The organism is Massilia sp. H6, assembly GCF_024802625.1.
Classification (GTDB): Bacteria; Pseudomonadota; Gammaproteobacteria; order Burkholderiales; family Burkholderiaceae_D; genus Telluria.
In genome coordinates, this window is sequence record NZ_CP103371.1 from 863,230 (window position 1) to 884,092 (window position 20,863).

General features: G+C 60.5%; 21 protein-coding genes. 8 read left to right on the top strand and 13 right to left on the bottom strand.

Annotation, left to right across the window (positions count from 1 at the left end):
• Positions 1 to 87 precede the first annotated feature (87 nt).
• Positions 88 to 543, bottom strand: a complete 456-nt coding sequence (locus NRS07_RS03835) for a fasciclin domain-containing protein (protein ID WP_259211334.1) — start codon at positions 541 to 543, stop codon at positions 88 to 90.
• Between the two features lie 244 nt (positions 544 to 787).
• Here NRS07_RS03835 and NRS07_RS03840 point away from each other — a divergent pair, with 244 nt between their 5' ends.
• Complete coding sequence (locus NRS07_RS03840) at positions 788 to 1,306, top strand: hypothetical protein (RefSeq protein WP_259211335.1); 519 nt, start codon at positions 788 to 790, stop codon at positions 1,304 to 1,306.
• Between the two features lie 48 nt (positions 1,307 to 1,354).
• On the opposite strand, the gene NRS07_RS03845 is transcribed toward NRS07_RS03840, so the two are convergent.
• The 3 genes from NRS07_RS03845 to NRS07_RS03855 form a co-directional block, all read right to left on the bottom strand.
• On the bottom strand, positions 1,355 to 2,017 hold the full coding sequence (locus NRS07_RS03845; RefSeq protein WP_259211336.1) for a heme-binding protein: 663 nt from the start codon (positions 2,015 to 2,017) through the stop codon (positions 1,355 to 1,357).
• Positions 2,018 to 2,079: 62 nt separating this feature from the next.
• On the bottom strand, positions 2,080 to 2,775 hold the full coding sequence (locus NRS07_RS03850) for an SDR family oxidoreductase (protein WP_259213460.1): 696 nt from the start codon (positions 2,773 to 2,775) through the stop codon (positions 2,080 to 2,082).
• A 204-nt stretch (positions 2,776 to 2,979) separates the two neighbouring features.
• The gene (locus tag NRS07_RS03855) at positions 2,980 to 3,231 is read right to left on the bottom strand and encodes a DUF1059 domain-containing protein (RefSeq protein ID WP_259211338.1); all 252 of its coding nucleotides are present in this window, start codon (positions 3,229 to 3,231) and stop codon (positions 2,980 to 2,982) included.
• A 333-nt stretch (positions 3,232 to 3,564) separates the two neighbouring features.
• On the opposite strand from NRS07_RS03855, the gene NRS07_RS03860 reads away from it, so the two are divergent.
• From NRS07_RS03860 to NRS07_RS03875, 4 genes are all read left to right on the top strand, one after another.
• Entirely contained in the window at positions 3,565 to 4,734 is a 1,170-nt protein-coding gene (locus tag NRS07_RS03860; protein ID WP_259211339.1) for a hypothetical protein, read from the top strand.
• Positions 4,734 to 5,567, top strand: coding sequence for a mechanosensitive ion channel family protein (locus tag NRS07_RS03865; protein ID WP_259211340.1), 834 nt, complete (start codon positions 4,734 to 4,736; stop codon positions 5,565 to 5,567). Before NRS07_RS03860 ends, NRS07_RS03865 begins: the two co-directional genes overlap by 1 nt.
• 26 nt (positions 5,568 to 5,593) lie before the next feature.
• Complete coding sequence (locus NRS07_RS03870; protein ID WP_259211342.1) at positions 5,594 to 6,637, top strand: mechanosensitive ion channel family protein; 1,044 nt, start codon at positions 5,594 to 5,596, stop codon at positions 6,635 to 6,637.
• 273 nt (positions 6,638 to 6,910) lie between these two features.
• Entirely contained in the window at positions 6,911 to 8,491 is a 1,581-nt protein-coding gene (locus NRS07_RS03875; protein WP_259211343.1) for a family 16 glycosylhydrolase, read from the top strand.
• A gap of 134 nt (positions 8,492 to 8,625) precedes the next feature.
• On the opposite strand, the gene msrA is transcribed toward NRS07_RS03875, so the two are convergent.
• Positions 8,626 to 9,150, bottom strand: a complete 525-nt coding sequence (gene msrA / locus NRS07_RS03880) for a peptide-methionine (S)-S-oxide reductase MsrA (RefSeq protein WP_259211344.1) — start codon at positions 9,148 to 9,150, stop codon at positions 8,626 to 8,628.
• A 247-nt stretch (positions 9,151 to 9,397) separates the two neighbouring features.
• Between msrA and NRS07_RS03885 the strand changes: the two genes are divergently transcribed.
• A complete protein-coding gene (locus NRS07_RS03885; protein WP_259211345.1) occupies positions 9,398 to 10,537 on the top strand; it encodes a glutathione-independent formaldehyde dehydrogenase in 1,140 nt (379 codons plus the stop codon).
• 166 nt (positions 10,538 to 10,703) lie between these two features.
• On the opposite strand, the gene NRS07_RS03890 is transcribed toward NRS07_RS03885, so the two are convergent.
• The 5 genes from NRS07_RS03890 to NRS07_RS03910 all read right to left on the bottom strand — a co-directional run bounded on the left by NRS07_RS03890 (position 10,704) and on the right by NRS07_RS03910 (position 17,153).
• Entirely contained in the window at positions 10,704 to 11,261 is a 558-nt protein-coding gene (locus tag NRS07_RS03890; protein WP_259211346.1) for a PEP-CTERM sorting domain-containing protein, read from the bottom strand.
• A gap of 290 nt (positions 11,262 to 11,551) precedes the next feature.
• On the bottom strand, positions 11,552 to 12,424 hold the full coding sequence (locus NRS07_RS03895; protein WP_259211347.1) for an alpha/beta fold hydrolase: 873 nt from the start codon (positions 12,422 to 12,424) through the stop codon (positions 11,552 to 11,554).
• 162 nt (positions 12,425 to 12,586) lie between these two features.
• Positions 12,587 to 15,109: a response regulator gene (locus NRS07_RS03900; RefSeq protein WP_259211348.1), complete on the bottom strand. Its 2,523-nt coding sequence runs from the start codon at positions 15,107 to 15,109 to the stop codon at positions 12,587 to 12,589.
• Between the two features lie 211 nt (positions 15,110 to 15,320).
• Positions 15,321 to 16,643 carry an OmpP1/FadL family transporter gene (locus NRS07_RS03905; protein ID WP_259211349.1) on the bottom strand — a complete coding sequence of 441 codons (1,323 nt, stop codon included), beginning with the start codon at positions 16,641 to 16,643 and terminating at the stop codon, positions 15,321 to 15,323.
• Between the two features lie 162 nt (positions 16,644 to 16,805).
• Entirely contained in the window at positions 16,806 to 17,153 is a 348-nt protein-coding gene (locus NRS07_RS03910) for a hypothetical protein (protein ID WP_259211350.1), read from the bottom strand.
• Positions 17,154 to 17,230: 77 nt separating this feature from the next.
• Here NRS07_RS03910 and NRS07_RS03915 point away from each other — a divergent pair, with 77 nt between their 5' ends.
• Together NRS07_RS03915 and NRS07_RS03920 are read left to right on the top strand one after the other, a co-directional pair.
• Positions 17,231 to 18,256 carry an NAD(P)-dependent alcohol dehydrogenase gene (locus NRS07_RS03915; protein WP_259211351.1) on the top strand — a complete coding sequence of 342 codons (1,026 nt, stop codon included), beginning with the start codon at positions 17,231 to 17,233 and terminating at the stop codon, positions 18,254 to 18,256.
• A 52-nt stretch (positions 18,257 to 18,308) separates the two neighbouring features.
• Complete coding sequence (locus NRS07_RS03920) at positions 18,309 to 18,917, top strand: nitroreductase family protein (RefSeq protein ID WP_259211352.1); 609 nt, start codon at positions 18,309 to 18,311, stop codon at positions 18,915 to 18,917.
• 74 nt (positions 18,918 to 18,991) lie between these two features.
• Here NRS07_RS03920 and NRS07_RS03925 read toward each other — a convergent pair whose 3' ends face one another.
• Genes NRS07_RS03925 through NRS07_RS03935 form a run of 3 tightly spaced genes read right to left on the bottom strand, consistent with a single transcriptional unit; the run spans position 18,992 to position 20,601 of the window.
• Complete coding sequence (locus NRS07_RS03925; protein ID WP_259211353.1) at positions 18,992 to 19,390, bottom strand: DoxX family membrane protein; 399 nt, start codon at positions 19,388 to 19,390, stop codon at positions 18,992 to 18,994.
• 56 nt (positions 19,391 to 19,446) lie between these two features.
• On the bottom strand, positions 19,447 to 19,899 hold the full coding sequence (locus NRS07_RS03930; protein ID WP_259211354.1) for an isoprenylcysteine carboxylmethyltransferase family protein: 453 nt from the start codon (positions 19,897 to 19,899) through the stop codon (positions 19,447 to 19,449).
• A gap of 21 nt (positions 19,900 to 19,920) precedes the next feature.
• Positions 19,921 to 20,601, bottom strand: a complete 681-nt coding sequence (locus tag NRS07_RS03935) for a type 1 glutamine amidotransferase domain-containing protein (protein ID WP_259211355.1) — start codon at positions 20,599 to 20,601, stop codon at positions 19,921 to 19,923.
• Positions 20,602 to 20,863: the final 262 nt, after the last annotated feature.

Below are 20,863 nucleotides of genomic sequence, written 5' to 3' on the forward strand. Positions count from 1 at the left end.
GCGCGCGCTGCCGCCAAAGGCTTGCGCAGTGGCAGCGACCGACGTAAAAAACGCCACCCGTGGGTGGCGTTGTATCGTTAAGTCTGCTTAGTTCGGCATGACCACCGAGTCGATGACATGGATAACGCCATTATCGGCCTGCACGTCGGTCTTGACGACCTTGGCCTTGTCGACCATGACGTCCTTGCCCTTCATGCTGACGGTCAGCTTGCTGCCCTCGACCGTCGCAACGGCACCAGGCTTGACGCTGGCGGCCATTACCTTGCCAGGCACCACGTGGTAAGTCAGGACCTTGGTCAGTGCCGCCTTGTCTTTCAAGAGGGCGTCCAGTTTCGCCTTTGGAATCTTGGCAAAGGCTGCATCCGTCGGTGCGAAGACCGTGAACGGGCCGGGGCCCTTGAGAGTATCGACCAGACCCGCCGCCTGGACGACCGCGATCAGGGTAGTGAAGCTGCCAGCCGACTTGGCGGTGTCGACGATGTCGGCGGCGTTTGCGGCGGAAAGAGAGAATGCCATCGCGGCGCCGAGTAACAGTTTTTTCATTGTGAGCTCCTTGGGGGGTGGGTTTGTACCGTTCTTGTATTAGAATTTAAGCCATAAACCGTGAAGAATCCAGCGGTGACCCGATTAAGTCACAAGAAAAGCGGTTCAATATTGCGGCGAGAACGAGCTGATGAACCGGTAAGAGCAAGCGCTTACGGTGTATCACCGGCACCCGCGGCTGCAGCGCGGCATGCTAGGCTAGCTCTTTAACCACTTGATACCCGAGAATATGCGCTCTTGCCCCTTGATCATTGCAACGCTGCTGCTTGCCGGTTGCGCCACGCCCCCGCCGGTCGATTCGCGCGACGCATTCATGTCTACCTTGCAAGGCATGTGCGGCCAACGCTTCGAAGGCGGGTTGGCTTACGCGATTGACCCCGACAGTGAGTTTCGCGGCAAAAAGATTTCGACCGAGGTGGTCTGCGCGCCGGGCAGCGTGCGGCTGCCGGTCATGGTCGGCCAAGACCGTTCGCGTACCTGGGTGTTTACACGACCCGCTGCGGGGCTGGAATTACGGCATGACCACCGTCATCCGGACGGCAGCGCCCATGCCGTGACCATGTACGGTGGCATGGCCAAGCCAGGCGGTACGGCCCGCGCGCAAGCCTTCCTGGCCGATGCCGCGACCGCTGTAATGGTACCGGGAGCGCAAACCAATGTCTGGACCGTCAGCTTCAGCGAGGACGGCAAGGAATTGCGCTACCGTTTGGAAAGGGACGCCCGGCCACGAGCGGAATTCGTCATGCGGCGCATCAGCGGCTGACCAGACGGTTCAGATGGTTGCGTTATACATGGCGCGGCTGCGTGCCGATCAGTCGACGTTCAGCCAGATCTCGTTGCGGCGCATGAACCAGGGCGTCATGGGGCCATCGTAGCGCGACAGTACCGGCTCACCCTTCCAGGCAATCCCGGCTGCGCGCAAGCCGTCCTGCAGTTCGCGCAGATGCTTGTTGTAGTTGGCATCCGACCAGAAGCCCGAGTAGCGAATCACCGCCACGCGCTTGGGCGGCACCGCGCGTAGCATGACGCGCGGATCGAGCGGTTCCGGGGCATTGTCCATCGTGATGTCAGCTGGCAGCACGAACTGGACCAGCATGCCGCCCTGGGTGGCGCTCTGGGTCACCGGTGCGGTCATCTCCATCTTGACCGGCACCGGGGTCTGGGTCACCGGCGCGGTCATGGCCAGCTTGCGCTCACCCTTGTTCTTGCCAAAGATATAGCCCGCCAGGATAGGAAAGGCGCGCTTGCCTGCATCGTCCGCGGTCTCGTCGACGATGACTTCGGCGACGGTGTAGCCAGCATATTGGCGAATCTCGAAGCTCGGGAAGCTGCGCACCGTGGTGTAGGCGGGTTCCTCGACAGCCTGGCTGGCCAGGGGCAGCATGGCAAGCGAGAGCAGGGCGACGAAACGGGCGAGCCAGGCGGGGTGGCGAGCCGTGGCGCCGCGGCTGGAAATGCGCATCATGGATGTCATGGATCTCTTCGTGGTCAGGGGTGGCAAATGATGCGTTCGGTGAGGGCGGATGACTGTGTAGGCTACCAGGGCAATTCTGCCCCATTATAAGAACGGAACGCGCCGCTATCGGCCGGTGTCAGGGTATCGAGCACGGCAAGCATGTCGGCCGCGGCGTCGTGCGCCGGGCGACCGACAGTGTCGCCCCGAAACGGTCGCGACAGGCGCGAGCTGACGGTGCCAGGATGCAGCGCTACCAGCACGCTGTTGTTCTGGCTGCGCGCCACTTCGATAGCGGCGGTCCTGACCAGCATGTTGAGGGCGGCCTTGGACGCGCGGTAGCTATACCAGCCGCCGAGCCGGTTGTCGCCAATACTGCCCACCTTGGCCGACAGCATGGCCATGATGGCGCGCTCGCTATCGAGCAGACCGGCGAAATGGCGCATCACCAGCGCAGGGCCGAAGGCATTGGCCTGGAAGGTCGCCTGCATCTGCGCGTAGTTCAGGTCGGCGAGCCGTTTTTCAGGCATGAAGGCGTCGCTGTGCAGCAGGCCCGCCGCATTGATAACGAGATGCAGGCGTGGGCCGGCGGCAAGGCTGCGCGCCGCCTCGGCGATGCTTTTTTCGTCAGCGAAGTCCAGCCGCGGCGTCGAATGGCGGTGCAGGCCGCGCACCGACGCGCAGCGCGGCGAATTGTCGAGCAGCTCGAGCAGGGCGGCGCCGATCGACCCGGAAGCGCCAATGACGACGGCGTGATACTGGTCGGGGAGGCTGCCCATCATGACGTCGTGCTCCTGGTGGTCGGTGGACGCTCGAGTGTACCGGAGCCAGAAGGCTGGGCCAACGCCGCATACCGGATCGAGCCGAAAACAATCAGCGAAAGCCAGGCCAATCCCGGGACATTCCCCGGGCAAAAGCAGTGAGGGAGTGCCCGGTGTGGCTGGACACGGGCCAACACGGGCACAGGATAATGGCTGCCGCGCTCAATGCGACGTGGGGGCGCCGATACCTGTTCCTGGCGCCTGTCCGCCTGTCGGGAGATGCTCAGGCGGCATGCCATCCTTGAACATCTGGCGCAGTTGCTGGCGCAGTTCTGGCGAATCGTCGTGGTGGTGGACCGATACCGCATGGTCGACTGCTGCTTGCAGTAACTCTTCTTCGGTGTCGGCCGAGAGCGCAACAGAGCAATGTGTATCGCTGGGGAATTCTCGGCAATCAATGAATTTGCGTGTCATGACCGTCTCCTTTGCTGACAAGTCCGGGCAACGTGCCCAAGTCCATTATAGGAAACCGCTGTCGTTTCGCTATACCAGCCGTGCCGAGGTCCGAGCCGGCCGCCGGCCATGCTCGGCCCCAGTCACTGGTGCATGACGCGTCCGGTCCCTGATCTCGCGGCGATATGTCCCTGATCTGTTGGCTTGGGAAAGCCGCGCTCGCGATCCGTGTACAGGGGCCGTCAAGCGTATTCGAAAAGAAATTCATCCATACTATAATGACCACATGCACTGCGCCGCAGAGTCCGAAGATCACACGCTTGGACCTTCGCCCAACTACATTCGTGGGAAACCGTGGATCCAATCGAGCTTATCCCGCTGGCCGACTACGCGCCGCCGGCAATGCCAACCGAACAGGCGTTTCGTGCCCTGCTGAAGCGGGTGCAGCGCCGCTTCGGCGCGAAAGACGATCACGACCACCCGCTGCTGCCCAGCGGCGCACTGGTGCGCACGCCGGTCCCGGTTCTCGATGACATCGCCGATCCGCCCGACTGCGGGCCGATACTGCGGACGCTGCACTGTAACCTGGACAACTGGGCCGCTGGCGCCATGGCATCGCCGAGGGTGCAGCTGATCGTCGTGCCAGCGTGCGACCGCAGCGGTAGCATCGAAAGCTGGGCGCGTTCACAGAATCACATGCTGCTGCCTGCACCGGAGCGCGACGACCTGATCCATTCCGATGGAATGGCCGCGACCGAGAGCGTGGACAGCATCGGCGAAGGGCTGCTCGTGATTCCGCAGCTGGAGCGCTGGTTCTTGCGTCAGCGCAATGGACTGACAATGGTGCGGACCCTGCTGGCGCGTCTTGCGGCCAGCCAGCGGCGCTGCCTGATCGGCTGCGACGCCTGGGCATGGGCTTATCTGGCCAAGGCTGCCGATGCGAGCCTGGTGCTTCCCCGTCCCCGGACCTTTGCACCCTTCGATGCGGCGCGCCTGCGCGCATGGTTTGCCGAATTGGCTGTCGACGATGGCCCGGCTACCACCTTTCGCCTCGCGCGCAACGGCGAAGACGTGCTGGCCTGCGACGACGAGGGCGAACCTTGCAACAACTGGCTGCGGCTGCTGGCCGCGCGCAGCGGCGGTATCCCCTGGGTCGCCTGGCATCTGTGGCGCGCCAGCCTGCAAGTGCGCACCGACGACGCTGCCTTGTCGGACAAGGCTGCGAGCACTGTCACCGATGACCAGCGCACGGTGTGGGTGGTCGACACCGACGAATTTCCGCTGCCTTCAGGGCATGAAGAGCGCGCCTTGCTGACGCTGCACGCCATCCTGACCCACGGCGGCTTGAGTGCAAGCGAACTCGATGCCGTACTGCCCGCCACTGGCGAAGCCAGCGTATTGCAGGCACTGGTCGATTCGCGCCAACTGTGCTGCGATCGCGGCAATTTCAGCGTGCGTCCGACCGCCTATCCGGCCATCCGGCGCGCCCTGGAAGCGGCCGGCTTTCCCCTGGGAGTGAGTTGATGGCTACCGCAGGCGAAGGAGCCAAGAAGGCCAGCAAGCTACTCAATGACTTGCAAGATATTAGCTTCACGAAGATCGGGCTGATCCTGGCCGGAACCTGGCTGGTGGTGCTCATAGCGCGCACCTTGTTGCCGTATCTGGCCGAACGCGGCCCGAGCCGGATGCGCCTGTTCCTGCTGGGCGGGGTGCCGATCATCCGGCTATTGATGCTGGTGCTGGCGATCCTGTGGGTCATCCCGATCATCTTCAACATCACGCTGCAAAATTTCCTCGTGATCTCTGGCGCCCTTGGCGTGGCGATCGGTTTTGCCTTCAAGGATTACGCCAGCAGCGTGATCGCCGGCGTGGTGGCGATCTTCGAGCGCCCTTACCGGCCAGGCGACTGGGTGCGCATCGGCGACGATTACGGCGAGGTGCGCGCGGTCGGCATGCGCGCGCTCGAAATCTGCACGCCTGCAGACGACATCGTCCATATTCCGCACGGGAAGCTATGGGAAAGCAATATTGCAAACTCGAATGATGGCGCGCGCACGCTGATGTGCGTCGCTTCGTTTTACCTGCGCCCCGACCATGACGCTGCGCGCGTGCGCTGTGCGCTGCGCGATGTGGCAATGACCAGTGCCTACCTTGAATACGCCAGGCCGGTGCTGGTGATGCTGGCTGAAACGCCGCTGGGCACGCACTACCAGCTCAAAGCCTACCCGTTCGACATGCGCGACCAGTTCCATTTTATTAGCGACCTGACCACGCGTGGCAAGCTAGCCATTGCCGAAGCCGGCGCGATCGAAACACAAGCGATCGGCAGCGTGGACGCGGCCAAGATCGGCACCTGACACCACTGCATAACCTGGAGAGCAACATGGCAGACGCACCCGCAGAGACGGCCAACAACGTCGCAGCAATCGGCGACGCCAGTGGCAGCTTCAATCTCGACTTCAGTGCCGCACTCGTGCGCATCAACAACTGGATCGACGGCGGCATCCGCCTGTTGCCCAATATCGCCGTCGCCCTGGTGGTGATTCTTGTTTTCTACGGAATCGGCGTGCTGTTGCGGCGCTTGATCATGAAACGCGCGCGCAGCCGCAGCCGCGACAATCTGGGTGACGTACTCGGCGGCTTCATCATGTACCTGGTGGTCGGACTGGGCATCTTGCTCGGTGCGACGATCGTGATTCCGAGCCTTAAGCCAGGCGACCTGGTCGCCGGCCTGGGGGTGAGTTCGGTAGCAATCGGCTTTGCCTTCAAGGATATCTTGCAAAACTGGCTCGCCGGGCTGCTGATCCTGCTGCGCCAGCCTTTCAACATCGACGACCAGATCGAGGTCAATGGGTTCGAGGGCACCGTCGAGCGCATCGAGACGCGCGCGACGATCATCCGTACCTATGACGGCCAGCGCGTCGTCGTCCCCAATAGCGACATCTACACCAATGCCGTCATCGTCAAGACCGCGCATGAGCAGCGCCGTAGCCAGTACGACGTGGGCATCGGCTACGCCGACGACATCGGGCGCGCCTGCGACGTAATTCGCCGCGCCGTCGGCGAACTGGCCGAAGTATCCACCGATCCTGCGCCCGAGGCGCTGCCCTGGGACATGGCCGCCAGCTGGGTCACGATCCGCGTGCGCTGGTGGACGCACAGCCGCCGTTCCGATGTCGTGCTGGTGCACGCCCAGGTAATCCGGTCGATCAAGGAAGCCTTGCAGGAAGCCCGCATCGACTTGCCGTACGAAACCAGCGTCCAGCTATTCCACGACCAGACCGAAGCCGAAGACGGCGATCGCAGCCGCCAGCGCGAAGGCTGGCCCGCCCCCGAAGGCAGCGCCGGCACCAGGCCGCGCTGGCGCGCCCAGCTCGAAGACGCCGCTGCGGCCGGGCGCGATGGGGAGCACCAGGAACAGCGCTAAGAAGAGACCAAAGGAAGACCTGGTAGCGCAAGATCAATGCCTGACGACACTGGTTGACCTTGCCGGAGGTGAGATTTCAGCGGGATGGCCAGCCGATTCTGGACAGGATTGTGCTATGCAGCTTGACTAATATTGACATCTAAAACAATATGGTTCCAACATCGTTGGAATCGTTTCCAAAGCGCCGGTTGCCATTCTTGCCGATGTGATCGTGGTTAATGAGAGTCCCGACCAGCGGGACTCATCGCGTTACATAAGACAAGGAGACCTGCAATGTACTGGAACACCCGAGGAGTCAGCACTGCACACATCGTGGCAGCCACCGTTCTGGCGGTAACGGCCGGAGCCGCAACGGCCCAGCAGTGCCCTAGCGCTACCCCGCGATTTGCGGACGAATTCAATGGCTCGGCAGTAGACACCAGCAAATGGGAATTCCAGAACGGGGACGGGTGCAGCTATGGCATCTGCGGCTGGGGGAACAGTGAACTGCAGTCTTACCAGACAGCCAATGCAACTGTCTCCAACGGGATTCTTACCATCACAGCAAAGAAACAGCGTGTCGGCGCCAAGGCTTACACTTCTGCTCGTTTGCGCACCTTGAACAAGCCAGCCAGCGGGCAATGGACCCATGGCCGCTTCGAAGCACGCATGAAAACGCCCAAAGGCAGCGGTATGTGGCCGGCATTCTGGATGTTGCCAGCAAATACGACCATTGCCTGGCCTGCCAGTGGCGAGATCGACATCCAGGAATCGACCGGGCAAAAAAACATGTTCGCCCTTGGAACCATTCATTATGGATCGTCGAACGCGAATCGCCAGCAACTGAGCAGTTCGATCTACAAGCAGCCCGACAGCTGGGCGGATGCCTTTCACACCTACTCGGTGGTATGGACGCCTTACAAGATCAGCTGGTACGTCGACGATCTCCTGTACGCCACCAAGACTCCTTCGGACATGGCTAACGGGGCGGATTGGACGTTTGAAAACTACAAGTACTACCTCATCCTCAACCTGGCGGTGGGGGGCAATCTCGGCGGTCAGGTGAACGATGCCGCGCTACCGCAAACCCTGCAGGTCGACTACGTCCGCGTCTATGACGGCGCCCAGCCGTCCCTGAGCGGAGCGCACATTGTGGAACCGAACAGCGCCGCTACCTATACTGTCGTGGACGAGGCAGGCACGGGGTCCAGCTATGCCTGGTCTTCTCCAACCGGACAGACATCGAGCGGCAAATCCTTGACCGTCAACTGGGGAACCGCTGGGGGTAACGTGTCGGTGGTCGTGACCAATAGTTGCGGCTCCTTTACCAAGAGCCTGCCGGTGACGGTGTCACCGGTGTTGCGCCAGTCGGTGATGCTGGACGATTTCGAAGCCAATCGCAAGCTCAGTTATGTCAGCGTTACCGGTACGCTCAATCAAACTGCTACCAATCCCGCGCCGGATAGCCTCAACGGTTCGGCGAGCGTGGCCCGATACGTACGCAGTGCTGCCACCCAGTACGACCTTATTTCTGCCTCCACCAACCAGATTCCTGACGCTGGGCCATATATCCGTGGCGAGCAGGCGGTCTATCTCGATGTGTACAGCACGGCCCCGGTGGGTACCCCCATGCTGCTTCAAATGGAGAATGGAAGTACTGCCACGGCCAGCAACTTCCCGACGGGGCGCCACTCGCGCTATAGCACCCGCACAGTGGCGCAGAACGGCTGGCAGCGCCTGAAGTTCCTGCTCGACGATCGGCTTGACGGCGCGACGGCGGATACCGCCGTCAACCGGTTGGTCTTGCTGATCAATCCGAACAGCTATACGGGCGATACCTACTATCTAGATAATTACGCGATTTACGCCCGCTGAGAGAAGGTGTGACGCAAGCCAATGCGCCCCCGGGGCTACCTACGGTGATCTTGTCCTTCTGGTAAGGAAGTTTCACGCCCGGCGGCGCCGTGGTTCATGCTCCGGGGCGCAATCGAAGCACCGACACAAGAATCTCATTCCTGTGCAGTCGACGCCGGTCGGACCGGCAGCTTCCAGTCCGGCCGGATAAAATGGCAGGTATATCCATTCGGATTGCGTTCCAGATAGTCCTGGTGTTCCGGCTCGGCCTCCCAGAATGGTCCCGCCGCCGCGATTTCGGTGACAGCCTTGCCTGGCCAGAGACCGGAGGCATCGACGTCGGCGATGGTCTGCTCGGCCATGCGCTTTTGCGCATCATCGAGATAATAGATGGCGGAGCGATAGCTCATGCCCCGATCATTACCCTGGCGATTCGGCGTGCTCGGGTCGTGGATCTGGAAGAAAAACTCGAGGATCTGGCGATAGCTGATCTGGCCCGGATCGAACACCAGTTCAAGTGCTTCGGCGTGGGTGCCATGGTTGCGGTAGGTGGCGTTGGCCACATCGCCGCCGGTGTAGCCGACGCGTGTTGAAAGCACACCGGGTATGCGCCGCAGCAATTCTTCCATGCCCCAGAAGCAGCCGCCGGCGAGGATGGCGGTTTCAGTTTGCGCTGTCATTGGTTCCCTTTGCTTGAATGAGTGGTGGCGAAAGCGTACATCTTCCCACGTTGGCATGTTCGTTGCCGCGCCTGTCGCGTGCCGGGCCACATGGCGGCAAGGATGCAACGGTGAAGGATCGGGGCAGCCGTAATGTAGGACTTCTGTTAGTTCGCGTACCGCGCCTTTGCAATTTACGCCGCACAGTGGTTGGCCAAGGTTGCGGCGCTCGGCCGCCACCGAAAACTTTCAACACGGAAGGATTTCCATGAAAGCACTCGTCTACAACGGCCCCTGCGACGTCCAGGTTAAGGAGATGCCCGACGCAAAGATCGAAAAGCCGACCGACGTTCTGGTACGCGTCACCACTACCAATATCTGTGGCTCCGACTTGCATATGTACGAAGGCCGTACCAGCATGGAGAGCGGCCGCATCCTTGGCCACGAGAGCATGGGCGAAGTGATCGAAGTGGGCAAGGCAGTCGACCGCGTCAAGGTTGGCGACAGGGTGTGCCTGCCATTTAATATCGGCTGCGGATTTTGCGAAAACTGCGAGCGTGGCCTGTCCGGCTTTTGCCTGACGACCAATCCGGGTGTCGCCGGGGCCGCCTATGGTTTCGCCGGCATGGGGCCGTACAGCGGCGGCCAGGCCGAATTGCTGCGCGTACCCTACGGTGACTACAATTGCCTGGTGCTGCCGGACGATGCGCAGGAAAAGGAAAATGATTATGTCATGCTGTCCGACATTTTCCCGACCGGCTATCACGCCACCGAACTGGCCGGCATGCGGCCCGGCGATTCGGTCGTGGTCTACGGTGCCGGCCCGGTCGGACTGATGGCGGTGATGTCGGCTTACATCAAGGGCGCCAGCCGGGTATTCGTGGTCGACACCCACAAGGACCGTCTAAAGCTGGCTCAGGAGATGGGCGCCATTCCGATCGACGATACCGAGAAGGGCGGGGTACAGCAGATTCTCGACCTGACCGATGGCCAGGGCGCCGACTGTGGCTGTGAATGCGTCGGCTATCAGTGCTGCGACAAGCACGGCAAGGAAGTGCCGAACCTGACCATGAACAACCTGGTGCAGACGGTCAAGGCGACTGGCGGCATTGGCGTGGTGGGTGTGTTCCTGCCAGAAGATCCGGGCGCCAAGGGCGAGCTTGCCAAAGAGGGCAAGCTGGCCTTCGACTTCGGCCAGATGTGGTTCAAGGGGCAGCGCATCGCCACCGGCCAGGCCAACGTCAAGGCCTACAATCGCCACCTTGCCAAGCTGATCCAGGCAGGCCGCGCCAAGCCCTCGGCAATCATCTCGCACGAACTCGCCCTGCATGAGGCGCCCAAGGGCTATGAGCAGTTCGACAAGCGGGCAGATGGATGGACCAAGGTCGTGCTCAAGCCGGGGAAATAAAGCGCATCAATACCGTCGACAGCGAACTGCCAATCCGCATGGGTTGGCAGCCAGCGCCTTGAACCTGGGGTGACCGTTGCTGCTCAAGGCAGCAGGCAGCAGGCAGCAGATGAAGCTGCGCTTACCGCCACCTGCCTTGGTTCATGCTCTCGTAGAACAGAAAATCTTATGCCTGTCGGCGACGACGCGCCGCTGCCAAACCGGCCAAGCCTAGCCCGAGCAGGGCGATATTCGTTGGCTCTGGGACGGTGCCAGTATCAACCGCAGCAAACATGCCCGCGAATTGTTGATTGGTGTCGGTATAGAAAAATGCGTCATAAGCAGAATTAGTGCCAGAAAACACATCCTTCACTGAGCGGAAACTGCCTGCTTCACCGATGGTCCACGTAACCGAGCCAGTGCATTTGGGCGAAAAGCAGTAGAGGCCTGCATTAAAATTCCCGAATGATGTTCCCCAGCCAGTCCTATACCCTTGGCTCAAATTTGTTGTGGAGAAGTACTGTGCAGAATCGATACCGGCACCTTTCCAATTTTGGGTCGGATTGACAGGCTTGAGCAGCGCTGCGACCGATCCGTCAGGGTTCAGGGTTAGCGTGAGATTGGCCAGTGAGGTAACAGGACCAGAGTGATGGTACTGAGCAGCCGTAAAATCGGTGGTCATTGTGTCAGCTTGTGCATTGTGGGCCAGGAGAACAAGCCCCAGGACTGCTACGAATTTTTTCATGAATTCCCTCTTTGGATATCTATTCTAGTTGGAAATTAACTTAATGCAATTAGTGTGTCACCTAGGCAACTAATTGATTTCAAAAGGAATATTTTTTTTCGAAATTTAAGATGTAAAAATTTCCGACAGGATAGATGAGGGCGAATACGTTCGATAGCAGCTCATTGGCTGGGCTGGACAGGCCAAGTCTAACTTGCCAAGCCATCAGGCAAGGCTTGACCGCATGTTCTCCGGTCAACCAGGCACCGAGCTCGGCAGTGTTTATCGATGGCGTCGCAATGAACGTCAAGTCAAGTCGTGGACCGTAACTGCAGGCTCAAGCGTTCTTCTTGGCGCAATCGATCATCATCGTGCGAAACTGCAAGCGAAGCAGTGGCGCGCGCACCGGAGAGGGCGCTCAGGATCAGTTGTGTCGTCTCGCTTGGCGCATCCCAGTGCGGGAAATGGCCGCAACGATCGAACCAGTGCAGTTGAGCATCCGGGAACAAGGCCAGCGCGCGCCTGGCTTGCCGGGGAAAGCAGACCCGGTCACGCCGTCCCCAGCCGATGACGAGCGGATGCGCAATGCTGTTGCGGGGAGCCCCTTGTTGCTCTTCGCCGTAGGCGAGCTGGGCCAGAAGCTCATCGAACCCCGTCGAGGCGACATAACTGCATAATTCATCGCTCACCGTGTCCGGCGCCAGTCTGGTCGGCCTGGCGGAAAATTGCGCCAGCAACAAAGCGCGGCCAACTGGGTTGGCGCAGATCGCCGGCAATACCGGACGCAGCAGCCTCAGTAGCCGGATCGACAGGTAGATCGAGCTGAAGAACGCGTGACGCTCCCACCCCTGCCAGAAGCCGCCCGGGTTAAGCGCTACCACGCCACCGACAATTCCACCGCGTCGCGCCAGTTCCAGCACCAGCCGCGCACCCATCGAGCTGCCGACTGCATCGATGCCGCTCAAGTTATTGGCATGGAGAAAAGCGGTGGTTTCATCCGCCAGGGTGCGGATCGAGGTCTCGCCGGCCAGTTTCGGCGTGCGGCCGAAGCCGGGCAGGTCCACCGCGATGACTTCGCGCTTCGCCGCGAGATCAGCCAGGATCGGAGTCCAGCTTTTCCAATGGCCGCCGAGGCCATGGAGCAATAGTAAGGGCTTGCCGGTACCGCAACGAACGTGATGCATGATCAATTCTCCCAATTGCACTGGCGTGCAGAAGCTGCAAGCCTAGCGCAGCGGGGACAAAGACTGCGTTCGTTAGACATCCGGTTCGAAGCGACGCGCCAGCCTTGAGTCTGGCAGGGGTGCATCAGCTCGACCGATCCGCGCCGCTCGGGGCGCCGGCCGCTACAGGGTGTCGAGCAGGCTTTTCAGACCCATCAGGTCATATGGCTTGGTCAGCGTTGCAGTATCGCCATGCTCGCCTGGCGGGCAGCCTGCGCCGCTGACGTACACGATACGGCAATGCGGATAGCTGGATCGAATGTGACTTGCCAGCGCTGTTCCCGACATTCCAGGAAGGTGGATATCGGTAAACACGATATCGAATGCCCTGGCCGTGAGCATCGTGAGGGCTTCTTCCGAACTGGCGACAGCCGCGGCATCGTAACCAAGCAGGGCGAGCATGTCGCAGGTAATGGCTCGCAGGTCGGCATTGTCTTCCACCAGCAGGATGCGCTTTTTTGCTACCGGAATGGCGCCTGGCTCGGCATCTGGCCCTGACGGCCGGGCCAGCGGCGCCGGCGCTGCCGGAGCGGGCTTGCCCGCCAGGACGGCGCGCACCTTGCGCGCCAGGTCATCGCGCCCGTAGGGTTTGCTGAGCAGCTCCACCCCCGGGTCGAGACGGCCGCCGTGCACGATGGCGTTCTGCGTATAGCCAGATGTGAACAGCACGCGCAGTTGGGGAAGAATCTGGCGCGCCTGACGCGCCAGCTCAGGGCTGCGCAGGGGACCGGGCATGACCACATCGGTAAACAGTAAATCGATCTCGATGCCGCTCTGGATCACAGTTAACGCACTTTGCGCGTCGTTGGCCTTCAGGACCCGGTAGCCGAGCTGGGTCAGCATATCCACGACGGTCATTTGCACTTTCAGGTCGTCCTCGACGACGAGAACAGTCTCGGTGCCGCCCACGACGAGCGCCTTGATGCGAGAAGGCGTTTCTTCTTCCAATTCGAAAGAGCGGGGCAGGTAGATCTTGATCGTAGTGCCGTGCTCGAGTTCGCTGTAGATCTTGATATGGCCGCCACTTTGCTTGACGAAGCCGTAGGCCATGCTCAGTCCCAGGCCAGTTCCCTGTCCTTCTGGCTTGGTCGTGAAGAAAGGTTCGAAGGCCCGTTCGATAATCTCGGCCGGCATGCCGCTTCCGGTATCGGAAACCGCGAGCATGACATACTGGCCCGCCGAGATTTCGGGTGCCGACAGCACATACCCGTCATCGAGGCAGCTGTTGCCCAGCTCGATAGTGAGCTTGCCGGCGCCGCTCATGGCGTCGCGCGCATTGATCGCAAGATTCAATACGACATTCTCGAGCTGGTTCCGGTCGACCAAGGTGTTCCAGAGGCCACCGCCGACGATCGTCTCGATCTCGATGCTTTCTCCCAGCGCCCGCACCAGCATGCTTCCCATATCGTGCACGATGCGCGCCAGGTTGACCACGGTCGGTTGCAATGGCTGGCGCCGCGCAAAGGCCAGCAGTTGCGACGACAGCTTGGCCCCGCGTGCCACGGCGTCCAGGGCCAGCTCGAGGCGATCCGTGGCAACGCGGCTGGATGCGTAGGTGTCCCTGAGCAGCTGCAAGTTGCCGCTAATGATTTGCAGCACATTGTTGAAATCGTGGGCGACGCCGCCAGTGAGCTTGCCGATCGCTTCGAGTTTCTGCGATTGATTCAAGGCAGCGTTCGCGGATTCGAGCGACTTGGTCCGTTCTTCGACCAGCACTTCGAGTTGGGTCTGATAGCGCAACACGTCGTCCTGCGCCATTTTCTGGGCAGTGACGTCGACGCCGAGCGTGAAGATGCCCGAGACCTTGCCGTTCGCGTCGAATATAGGCTGATAGATCAGGTCGACGAACAAGGTGATCGGTGCACCATCCTTGTTGATCGTCACCGGTTGGTGACGGCCGATATAGGGCTCGCCGCTCGTGTACACATTGTCCAGCAAGTCAAAATAACCTTGCACGCCGATTTCGGGGAACACCTCGCGCACGGTCCGGCCGACCAGGTCGCAGCGACCTACAATGTCCAGATAGGTGTTGTTAACCAGCTCGAACACATGATCGGGGCCGTGCGTCACGGCGATTGCCGCTGGCGCCTGATTGAACAAGCGATGCAGGTACATGCTCTGGGACGCGAGCAGGCGTTGTGCTTCCGAGACGACCGATTGGTGCTGGTTGGTACTTCCACCTGTACTGCGCGCCGCCTTCAGGGCATCGCGTTCGCTTTCGACCGCACGCAAGGTGTTCTTGACCAGCTCCAGTTCGGTTACGTCGATCACATGGCCCAGGATAAATGCGGTATGTCCGTCGTCATCCAGCAGTGGCGTATTTGTTACGTTCCACACATGCCGGACGAAGTGGGCGCCATCGGCCGCCTCGACACGCATGTCATAAGGCAGCGCCGAAAACGTCTCGGTGCAGCCATGCCGCACGACGTTGTCGAGCGACGCCTTCAGTGCCGCGACACTGTCGTTGCCGCTGTCGGGAGCAGCCGGAAAAGCGTCGAACAGATACTTGCCAATGCTGTCACGGCCATGGCCGGTAACAGTGCAAAACGCCTGATTGACTTCAATAATGACAAGCTCGCGCGACATGAGCACATAGGCATTCGGCGAGATATTGAAAAATTGTTTGAAACTGAACGGGCTCTGCATGTAGGCGGTTTCCGGGGACGATCAAAACAACAGCAACAATCTGACCATAAATTACTTGAATGGAACAGTCGCGGGATCCGCACGCGCGCGTGACAATGGTGGGACACGGTCGAGCAGCGCGTGATTATACGAGTATTTTACGGTGGACAGAGCGCGTCAAACCTGAAACGTGCGCGGCAAAAAGGCAGCGCCATGTTGGGGCATAGCAGCACTAGAGCGTGTGCGAGTACATGAGCTGAAGGTTGCGCTGGCGATGCTTGATCTCAAAGCCCTGGGCATTGACCACTGTCGAGGTGGGGGCAAGGGTAACGGAAAGATTAATCTTGCTGCGCGCTGCAAGCTGCCAGCCAAGCCCTGCTGTCACATGGTTGCCGATGGTTGCTGGAAACAGGGGATTGACCAATTCGTCGGGAACTGGATTGCGCGACAGGTTAACGCCCCCACGCAAGGTGAGCGTTTCTGTTGCTGCCCAAGACGTGCCCAGGTTGAGGATGTTTTGATCCCTCCACTGTTGCGGCAAGGCGAAGCTGACGCTGCCTCCGCTATCGGCACTGTCGTACTGCATCTTGAAGTCGCGCAGGGTTCCCGACCATTGGATGCGCTTGAAGTCAACGCCTGCCAACCAGGTCGGACTGATCTGCCATGCCACACCGATAGCGGTCATGGCGGGCCATTGGAAATCCATGACGCTGATGCGGCCGTTGTCGACGAAGCCTCCGGCTGCAGCGATGCTCGCGCCTGAAGGACGCGTGCGCATGTCGCCCAGAGCCGTCTTGAAATGGTGAGACAATCCAAGGGTGAGCAGATTGTCGACTTTGTATACAGCGCCAATCTTGGAAGCCCACCCTGTTGCTCGGGCACTACCGGTGAATCTGTTCGAATTGCTGAATGCCAGGCGCGCCCACGGCGCCGTTGCAAGTGCTGGCAGCGCTGCACCAAGATTACCGCTCGCCGACGTCACCAATTGCCCGAATTGCGCCCCCGGGGCGGCCATCTGAAGGTCGAGGGAGCCCGAGATAAAATCGACGGTCGCACCCAGCGATAACGCCGGCGTTACCTGATAGGCAACTGGAAAGATCACCCGGCCCACGGCTAGTTCTGACCGGACAGGCAGGCCTGAGCCAGCAGCAAGCAGGCTGTCAGCCCGGTATTCGGCACCCATGCCACCCTGTGCAAACACTCCCACGCCATAGGTCCAGGCATGCGCGCGCCTGACATATCCCACCGCGGGCATGACATAAGAACGGCCGAGCGAACGGGCGGTCATTCCCCCACCGCTGACTTCAATACGTGGTCCGAGCTCACCCAGTGCGATCTCCAGAAGCGATTCGGCAGGAATGAGCGCCAGGGTGGCCGGGTTTGCCATCATCGCGGCGGTTCCATGCTCGATGGCTTGCGATATGCCTCCCATTCCGGTTGAGATCGGACCGTAGCCTTCCAGGCTCATTCCGTTGGTAGCATGAACAGGCGCGGTAGCCCCGATGCTCGCGAGTAGTATGACGAAACGCTTACTGTGCTGCTTAAATTCTTGCATGGGTAATCACATTGTAGGTGGATGGTGTAATGGAGATTTCAGCGATCGTTGACCGGGGGGGGGGGGGGCGATCGGCAAGTGCGGGACCTGCATGCCCGTTTTTCGCTGTGGAGCAGCCCAGTCCAGTATTGCAAAATTTGATGATTTTGATCATCGAATACCCTAGAATACCACTGTATCTCGCAACGATTGATTTACGGTAATTGAAGTTGCGGTGGGAATTGCCGAAACTGAAGCAAAGCGCCGGTTTTTTCGCAGTGTCGACCGGGCGTCGTTGATTCTTCGGAGCAGGGCAAACACATGGCCAACCTGCGGGCCGTGCGCATTGACATGCCCGCGCACGCGCGACAGGAAAGATCGATCCATGGTGAAATGGTCTGACGATTTCGACAACCTGGCGACCCGTTGACGCACCTTCAGCAGACGACCTTCACCAACGGGGACGCTGGCAATCCAGCTCTGCAAGGCCACTGCATCGGCCCCCTGACGCGCGCTGCCATCTGCCGACATCGCCAAGTTTCAACAAGAATTGATCCGCGTTGCCTGTTGAGACAGGCAACAGTCATGACATTACCAAGGAGAACACAGTGAGCAACATACGTGCATGGGCAGCCCAGGAACAGGGCGCAGCATTAGAAGTGATTGAATACGATCCGGGTCCGCTTGGCGCCGAAGATGTAGAAATCGAGGTCGAGTATTGCGGAGTCTGCCATTCGGACTTGTCGATGCTCGACAACGAGTGGGGAATCTCGTCGTATCCGTTCGTTCCCGGCCACGAGGCCATTGGCCGCGTTGTCGCGCTGGGCGAGGTGGCTCAGGCCAAGGGGCTGCGCGTCGGCCAGCGGGTCGGAGTAGGCTGGAATGCGCGTAGTTGCCTGTATTGCCCGGCGTGCATCCGAGGCGACGTTCAGCTATGCGAGCGCATCGAGCCGACCATCGTGGGCCACCACGGCGCCTTTGCCGAGCGGGTCCGTGCGCACTGGATCTGGAGCGTGCCGATTCCCGATGCGCTCGAGCCGGAGAACGCTGGCCCGCTGCTGTGCGGCGGCATTACCGTGTTCGCGCCGCTGATGCAGTTGCACGTGCCGCCAACGGCCCGCGTGGGCGTTTTCGGCATTGGCGGTCTGGGCCATATGGCGCTGATGTTTGCCAGCGCCTGGGGTTGCGAAGTGACGGCATTTACCTCGTCGCCTGAAAAGATGGAAGAAGCCAAGGCCTTCGGCGCCAGTCATACCGCCTCGAGCGTCTCGTCCGACGACTACGAGCGTCTGGCGGGCAGTTTCGACTTCATCTTTATCACCGCCAACGCCAAGCTCGATTGGGATGCGCTGATCGCGCTGCTGGCGCCGCAAGGCCGCCTGCATTTCCTTGGCGCCGTTCTCGAGCCAGTGCCGGTCCAGGTAATGCAGTTGATGATGGGACAAAAAGCCGTGTCCGCCTCGCCCACCGGCAGCCGGGCGCAGATTGACAGCATGTTGCGTTTTGCTTGTCACCACCAGGTCGCACCCAAGGTCGAGCATTTCCCGATGAGCCGGGTAAACGATGCCATGGACCATCTTCGCGCAGGCAAGGCAAACTACCGGATCGTGCTGGAAGCCGATTTCAAGGATTAACACCATCAACATCGCACCACTGCGATGAGGTCGCCATTTTTTAGGGAAACGAATGAATGTAACTGAAGCAATCCGCCAGCGCCGCGCCATCAAGCACTTTGATGCCGGCCACGTCATGAGCGAAGAAGAGCAGCGCACGCTGCTGGAGTTGGCAATGCAATCGCCAACGGCGTTCAACCTGCAGCATTGGCGCTTTGTCGTCGTTGCCGATCCTGCCGTGCGCAAGCAGATCCGCGCTGCCGCGTGGGATCAGGCACAGGTGACGGACGCGTCGCTGCTGCTGGTGTTGTGCGCCGACCTGAGCGTATGGAAGCAGCCGGCGCCGCTGTGGGAAAATGCCCCGGAGCCAGTACAAGCCATGATGGTGCCGATGATCGACACTTACTACAGTGGCAAACCGCAGGTGCAGCGCGATGAAGCGATGCGCAGTTGCGGTATCGCTGCCCAGACCATCATGCTGGCCGCTAAGTCGCTAGGCTACGATACCTGTCCGATGGATGGCTTCGATTTTGACGCGGTCGGCGAGATCATCGCGCTCCCCGAACACCATGTCATTACGATGATGATCGTGGTCGGAAAGAAAACCCAGGATGTCTGGCCCAAGCCGGGGCAGCTGGGCTACGATCAGGTCGTCGTTCGCGACCGCTTCCAGGCGGCTTGACGCAATCGGCGAGCGGGCGCGTGAACCTTGATTGAAGCGGGCCGCGGCGCCTGGCCGCTCGATGCGGCCAGCGCTTACCGGCCCAAGGCCCATTTTTCCTGGTCGCGGAATGCGATCAGCAGCAGGCTGCCGGCGAAAATGATCAGCGACGGATAGAACAGTGCGTTGCTGCCCTTGAACACCCAGCTCCAGGGATCGATTACCGACTGCATCACCGCGAGCAGCGACACGCCGTTGAACAGGGCTTGTGCCGGATAGGCCCAACGCCGCGCAACGCCGAACACCACGGCCAGGCCGACCAGCACTTGCACGACGCCGCCCACCTGCATCAGGGTGGCGTTGCCGAACAGGCCGAAATAAAACTTGTCTGCTACCGCCAGGCCGTGTTCGACGTTGACGATTTTGTCGGCGCCCCAAATGACGAGCAGCCAGCCCAGCGAGATGCGCAAGAACAGCAAGGTCCAGAGTTTCATGTAAATTCTTTCATTATTTTTTTAAGCAAGACTCGTTTAGCCACCGCCCCCGGTCATTAGTAGACCCAGGGTATCAGTCGCTTGGACTGCTGCTGATATTGGCGGTAGGCCGGATAGCGTTCTACCAGCCAGCGCTCTTCGCGCCTGGATTTCAAGTCGAAGAAAATAAACAGCACCAGCGTCACCAGCAGGCGCGCGCCGCTGGCGGTTGCCAGCGAAAACCCCAAGCAGACCAGTATTGCCGCCAGATACATGGGGTGACGCACCAGGCGGTAAACGCCGTGTGTGACAAGCTCGCCATCGTCGACGGGCCGCGGAAAAGGCGTGAACGAGCGTCCCAGATTGAGTACGCTCGAGAGAAACAACAGCATGCCGATGATCCCGGCGATCCAGCCCGCCAGGCGCACGCCGCCGTCATATGCAGCCGGTGCGCTGCCGCCCGGCGCCAGCACGAGCAATATCAGCAGCGCAGCCTGTACCACTACCCATGACGCTCCACGTTCACGCATTGAGGTCCTGGCGCCTATCGGTTACTTGTTAAGCATCGCCAGCAGCGCTTCTGCAGCCGGCGCCGACGATGCCGGATTTTGTCCGGTAATGAGCAGGCCATCGGTACGCACATGTGGTTGCCAGTCGTCGGCCTTGGAGTAGATCCCGCCGTTTTTCTTGAGCATGTCTTCCACCAGGAAGGGAACCACGTCGGTGAGCCCGGCCGCTTTTTCTTCGGAATTGGTAAAGCCGGCGACCTGCTTGCCATCGACCAGCGGCTTGCCATCCGGTTGCTTGACGTGACGCAGCACGCCCGGTGCATGGCAGACCGCGGCGACCGGCTTGCCAGCGCCGATCATGGTTTCAATTAACTTGATCGATGCCTGGCTTTCGGCCAGGTCCCATAGCGGGCCGTGACCGCCTGGATAGAACACGGCGTCGAAGTCGCCCGCCGACACCTCGGCCAGCTTGCCGGTGTTGGCGAGCACGGCCTGGGCATCGGGGTCGCCCTTGAAACGCCTGGTGGCGTCGGTTTGGGCATCTGGCTCATCGCTGGTCGGATCGAGCGGCGGCTGGCCACCGTTTGGCGACACGACCGTGATCTTGGCGCCGGCGTCTTTCATGAGGTAGTAGGGAGCGGCGAATTCTTCGAGCCAGAATCCGGTTTTCTTACCGGTGTCGCCCAATTTGTCATGCGAGGTCATTACCATCAGGATCTTCATGTCGGAACTTTCAAAATGAGTAAGTAGCGGAAATCGACGCGGGCACGCTGGCTGCAGGCGTGCGTGTACAAAGCGCCAACTTAGCATGTTTCACCGGGCCTGGCCTGTTCGGCAGGGCAGGGGGCGTGTCCCGCGCTGAGCCCCGCCCTGTTGTTAAAACTGATATAGTGATTTTTGAACACTTTAAGTCGGATCTCGGCAGCGACGCGGTCCGGGGCCGCTCTGGCCTGGCCATCCTGCGGCGTTGGCTTAATGAATGAAT

Bases quoted from the DNA above. Each gene is read 5' to 3' on its own strand.
- NRS07_RS03835 (WP_259211334.1), bottom strand. From the start codon at position 543: ATGAAAAAACTGTTACTCGGCGCCGCGATGGCATTCTCTCTTTCCGCC.
- NRS07_RS03845 (WP_259211336.1), bottom strand. From the start codon at position 2,017: ATGACATCCATGATGCGCATTTCCAGCCGCGGCGCCACGGCTCGCCAC.
- NRS07_RS03850 (WP_259213460.1), bottom strand. From the start codon at position 2,775: ATGGGCAGCCTCCCCGACCAGTATCACGCCGTCGTCATTGGCGCTTCC.
- NRS07_RS03855 (WP_259211338.1), bottom strand. From the start codon at position 3,231: ATGACACGCAAATTCATTGATTGCCGAGAATTCCCCAGCGATACACAT.
- NRS07_RS03865 (WP_259211340.1), top strand. From the start codon at position 4,734: ATGGCTACCGCAGGCGAAGGAGCCAAGAAGGCCAGCAAGCTACTCAAT.
- NRS07_RS03870 (WP_259211342.1), top strand. From the start codon at position 5,594: ATGGCAGACGCACCCGCAGAGACGGCCAACAACGTCGCAGCAATCGGC.
- NRS07_RS03875 (WP_259211343.1), top strand. From the start codon at position 6,911: ATGTACTGGAACACCCGAGGAGTCAGCACTGCACACATCGTGGCAGCC.
- msrA (WP_259211344.1), bottom strand. From the start codon at position 9,150: ATGACAGCGCAAACTGAAACCGCCATCCTCGCCGGCGGCTGCTTCTGG.
- NRS07_RS03885 (WP_259211345.1), top strand. From the start codon at position 9,398: ATGAAAGCACTCGTCTACAACGGCCCCTGCGACGTCCAGGTTAAGGAG.
- NRS07_RS03890 (WP_259211346.1), bottom strand. From the start codon at position 11,261: ATGAAAAAATTCGTAGCAGTCCTGGGGCTTGTTCTCCTGGCCCACAAT.
- NRS07_RS03895 (WP_259211347.1), bottom strand. From the start codon at position 12,424: ATGCATCACGTTCGTTGCGGTACCGGCAAGCCCTTACTATTGCTCCAT.
- NRS07_RS03900 (WP_259211348.1), bottom strand. From the start codon at position 15,109: ATGCAGAGCCCGTTCAGTTTCAAACAATTTTTCAATATCTCGCCGAAT.
- NRS07_RS03905 (WP_259211349.1), bottom strand. From the start codon at position 16,643: ATGCAAGAATTTAAGCAGCACAGTAAGCGTTTCGTCATACTACTCGCG.
- NRS07_RS03910 (WP_259211350.1), bottom strand. From the start codon at position 17,153: ATGTCGGCAGATGGCAGCGCGCGTCAGGGGGCCGATGCAGTGGCCTTG.
- NRS07_RS03920 (WP_259211352.1), top strand. From the start codon at position 18,309: ATGAATGTAACTGAAGCAATCCGCCAGCGCCGCGCCATCAAGCACTTT.
- NRS07_RS03925 (WP_259211353.1), bottom strand. From the start codon at position 19,390: ATGAAACTCTGGACCTTGCTGTTCTTGCGCATCTCGCTGGGCTGGCTG.
- NRS07_RS03930 (WP_259211354.1), bottom strand. From the start codon at position 19,899: ATGCGTGAACGTGGAGCGTCATGGGTAGTGGTACAGGCTGCGCTGCTG.
- NRS07_RS03935 (WP_259211355.1), bottom strand. From the start codon at position 20,601: ATGAAGATCCTGATGGTAATGACCTCGCATGACAAATTGGGCGACACC.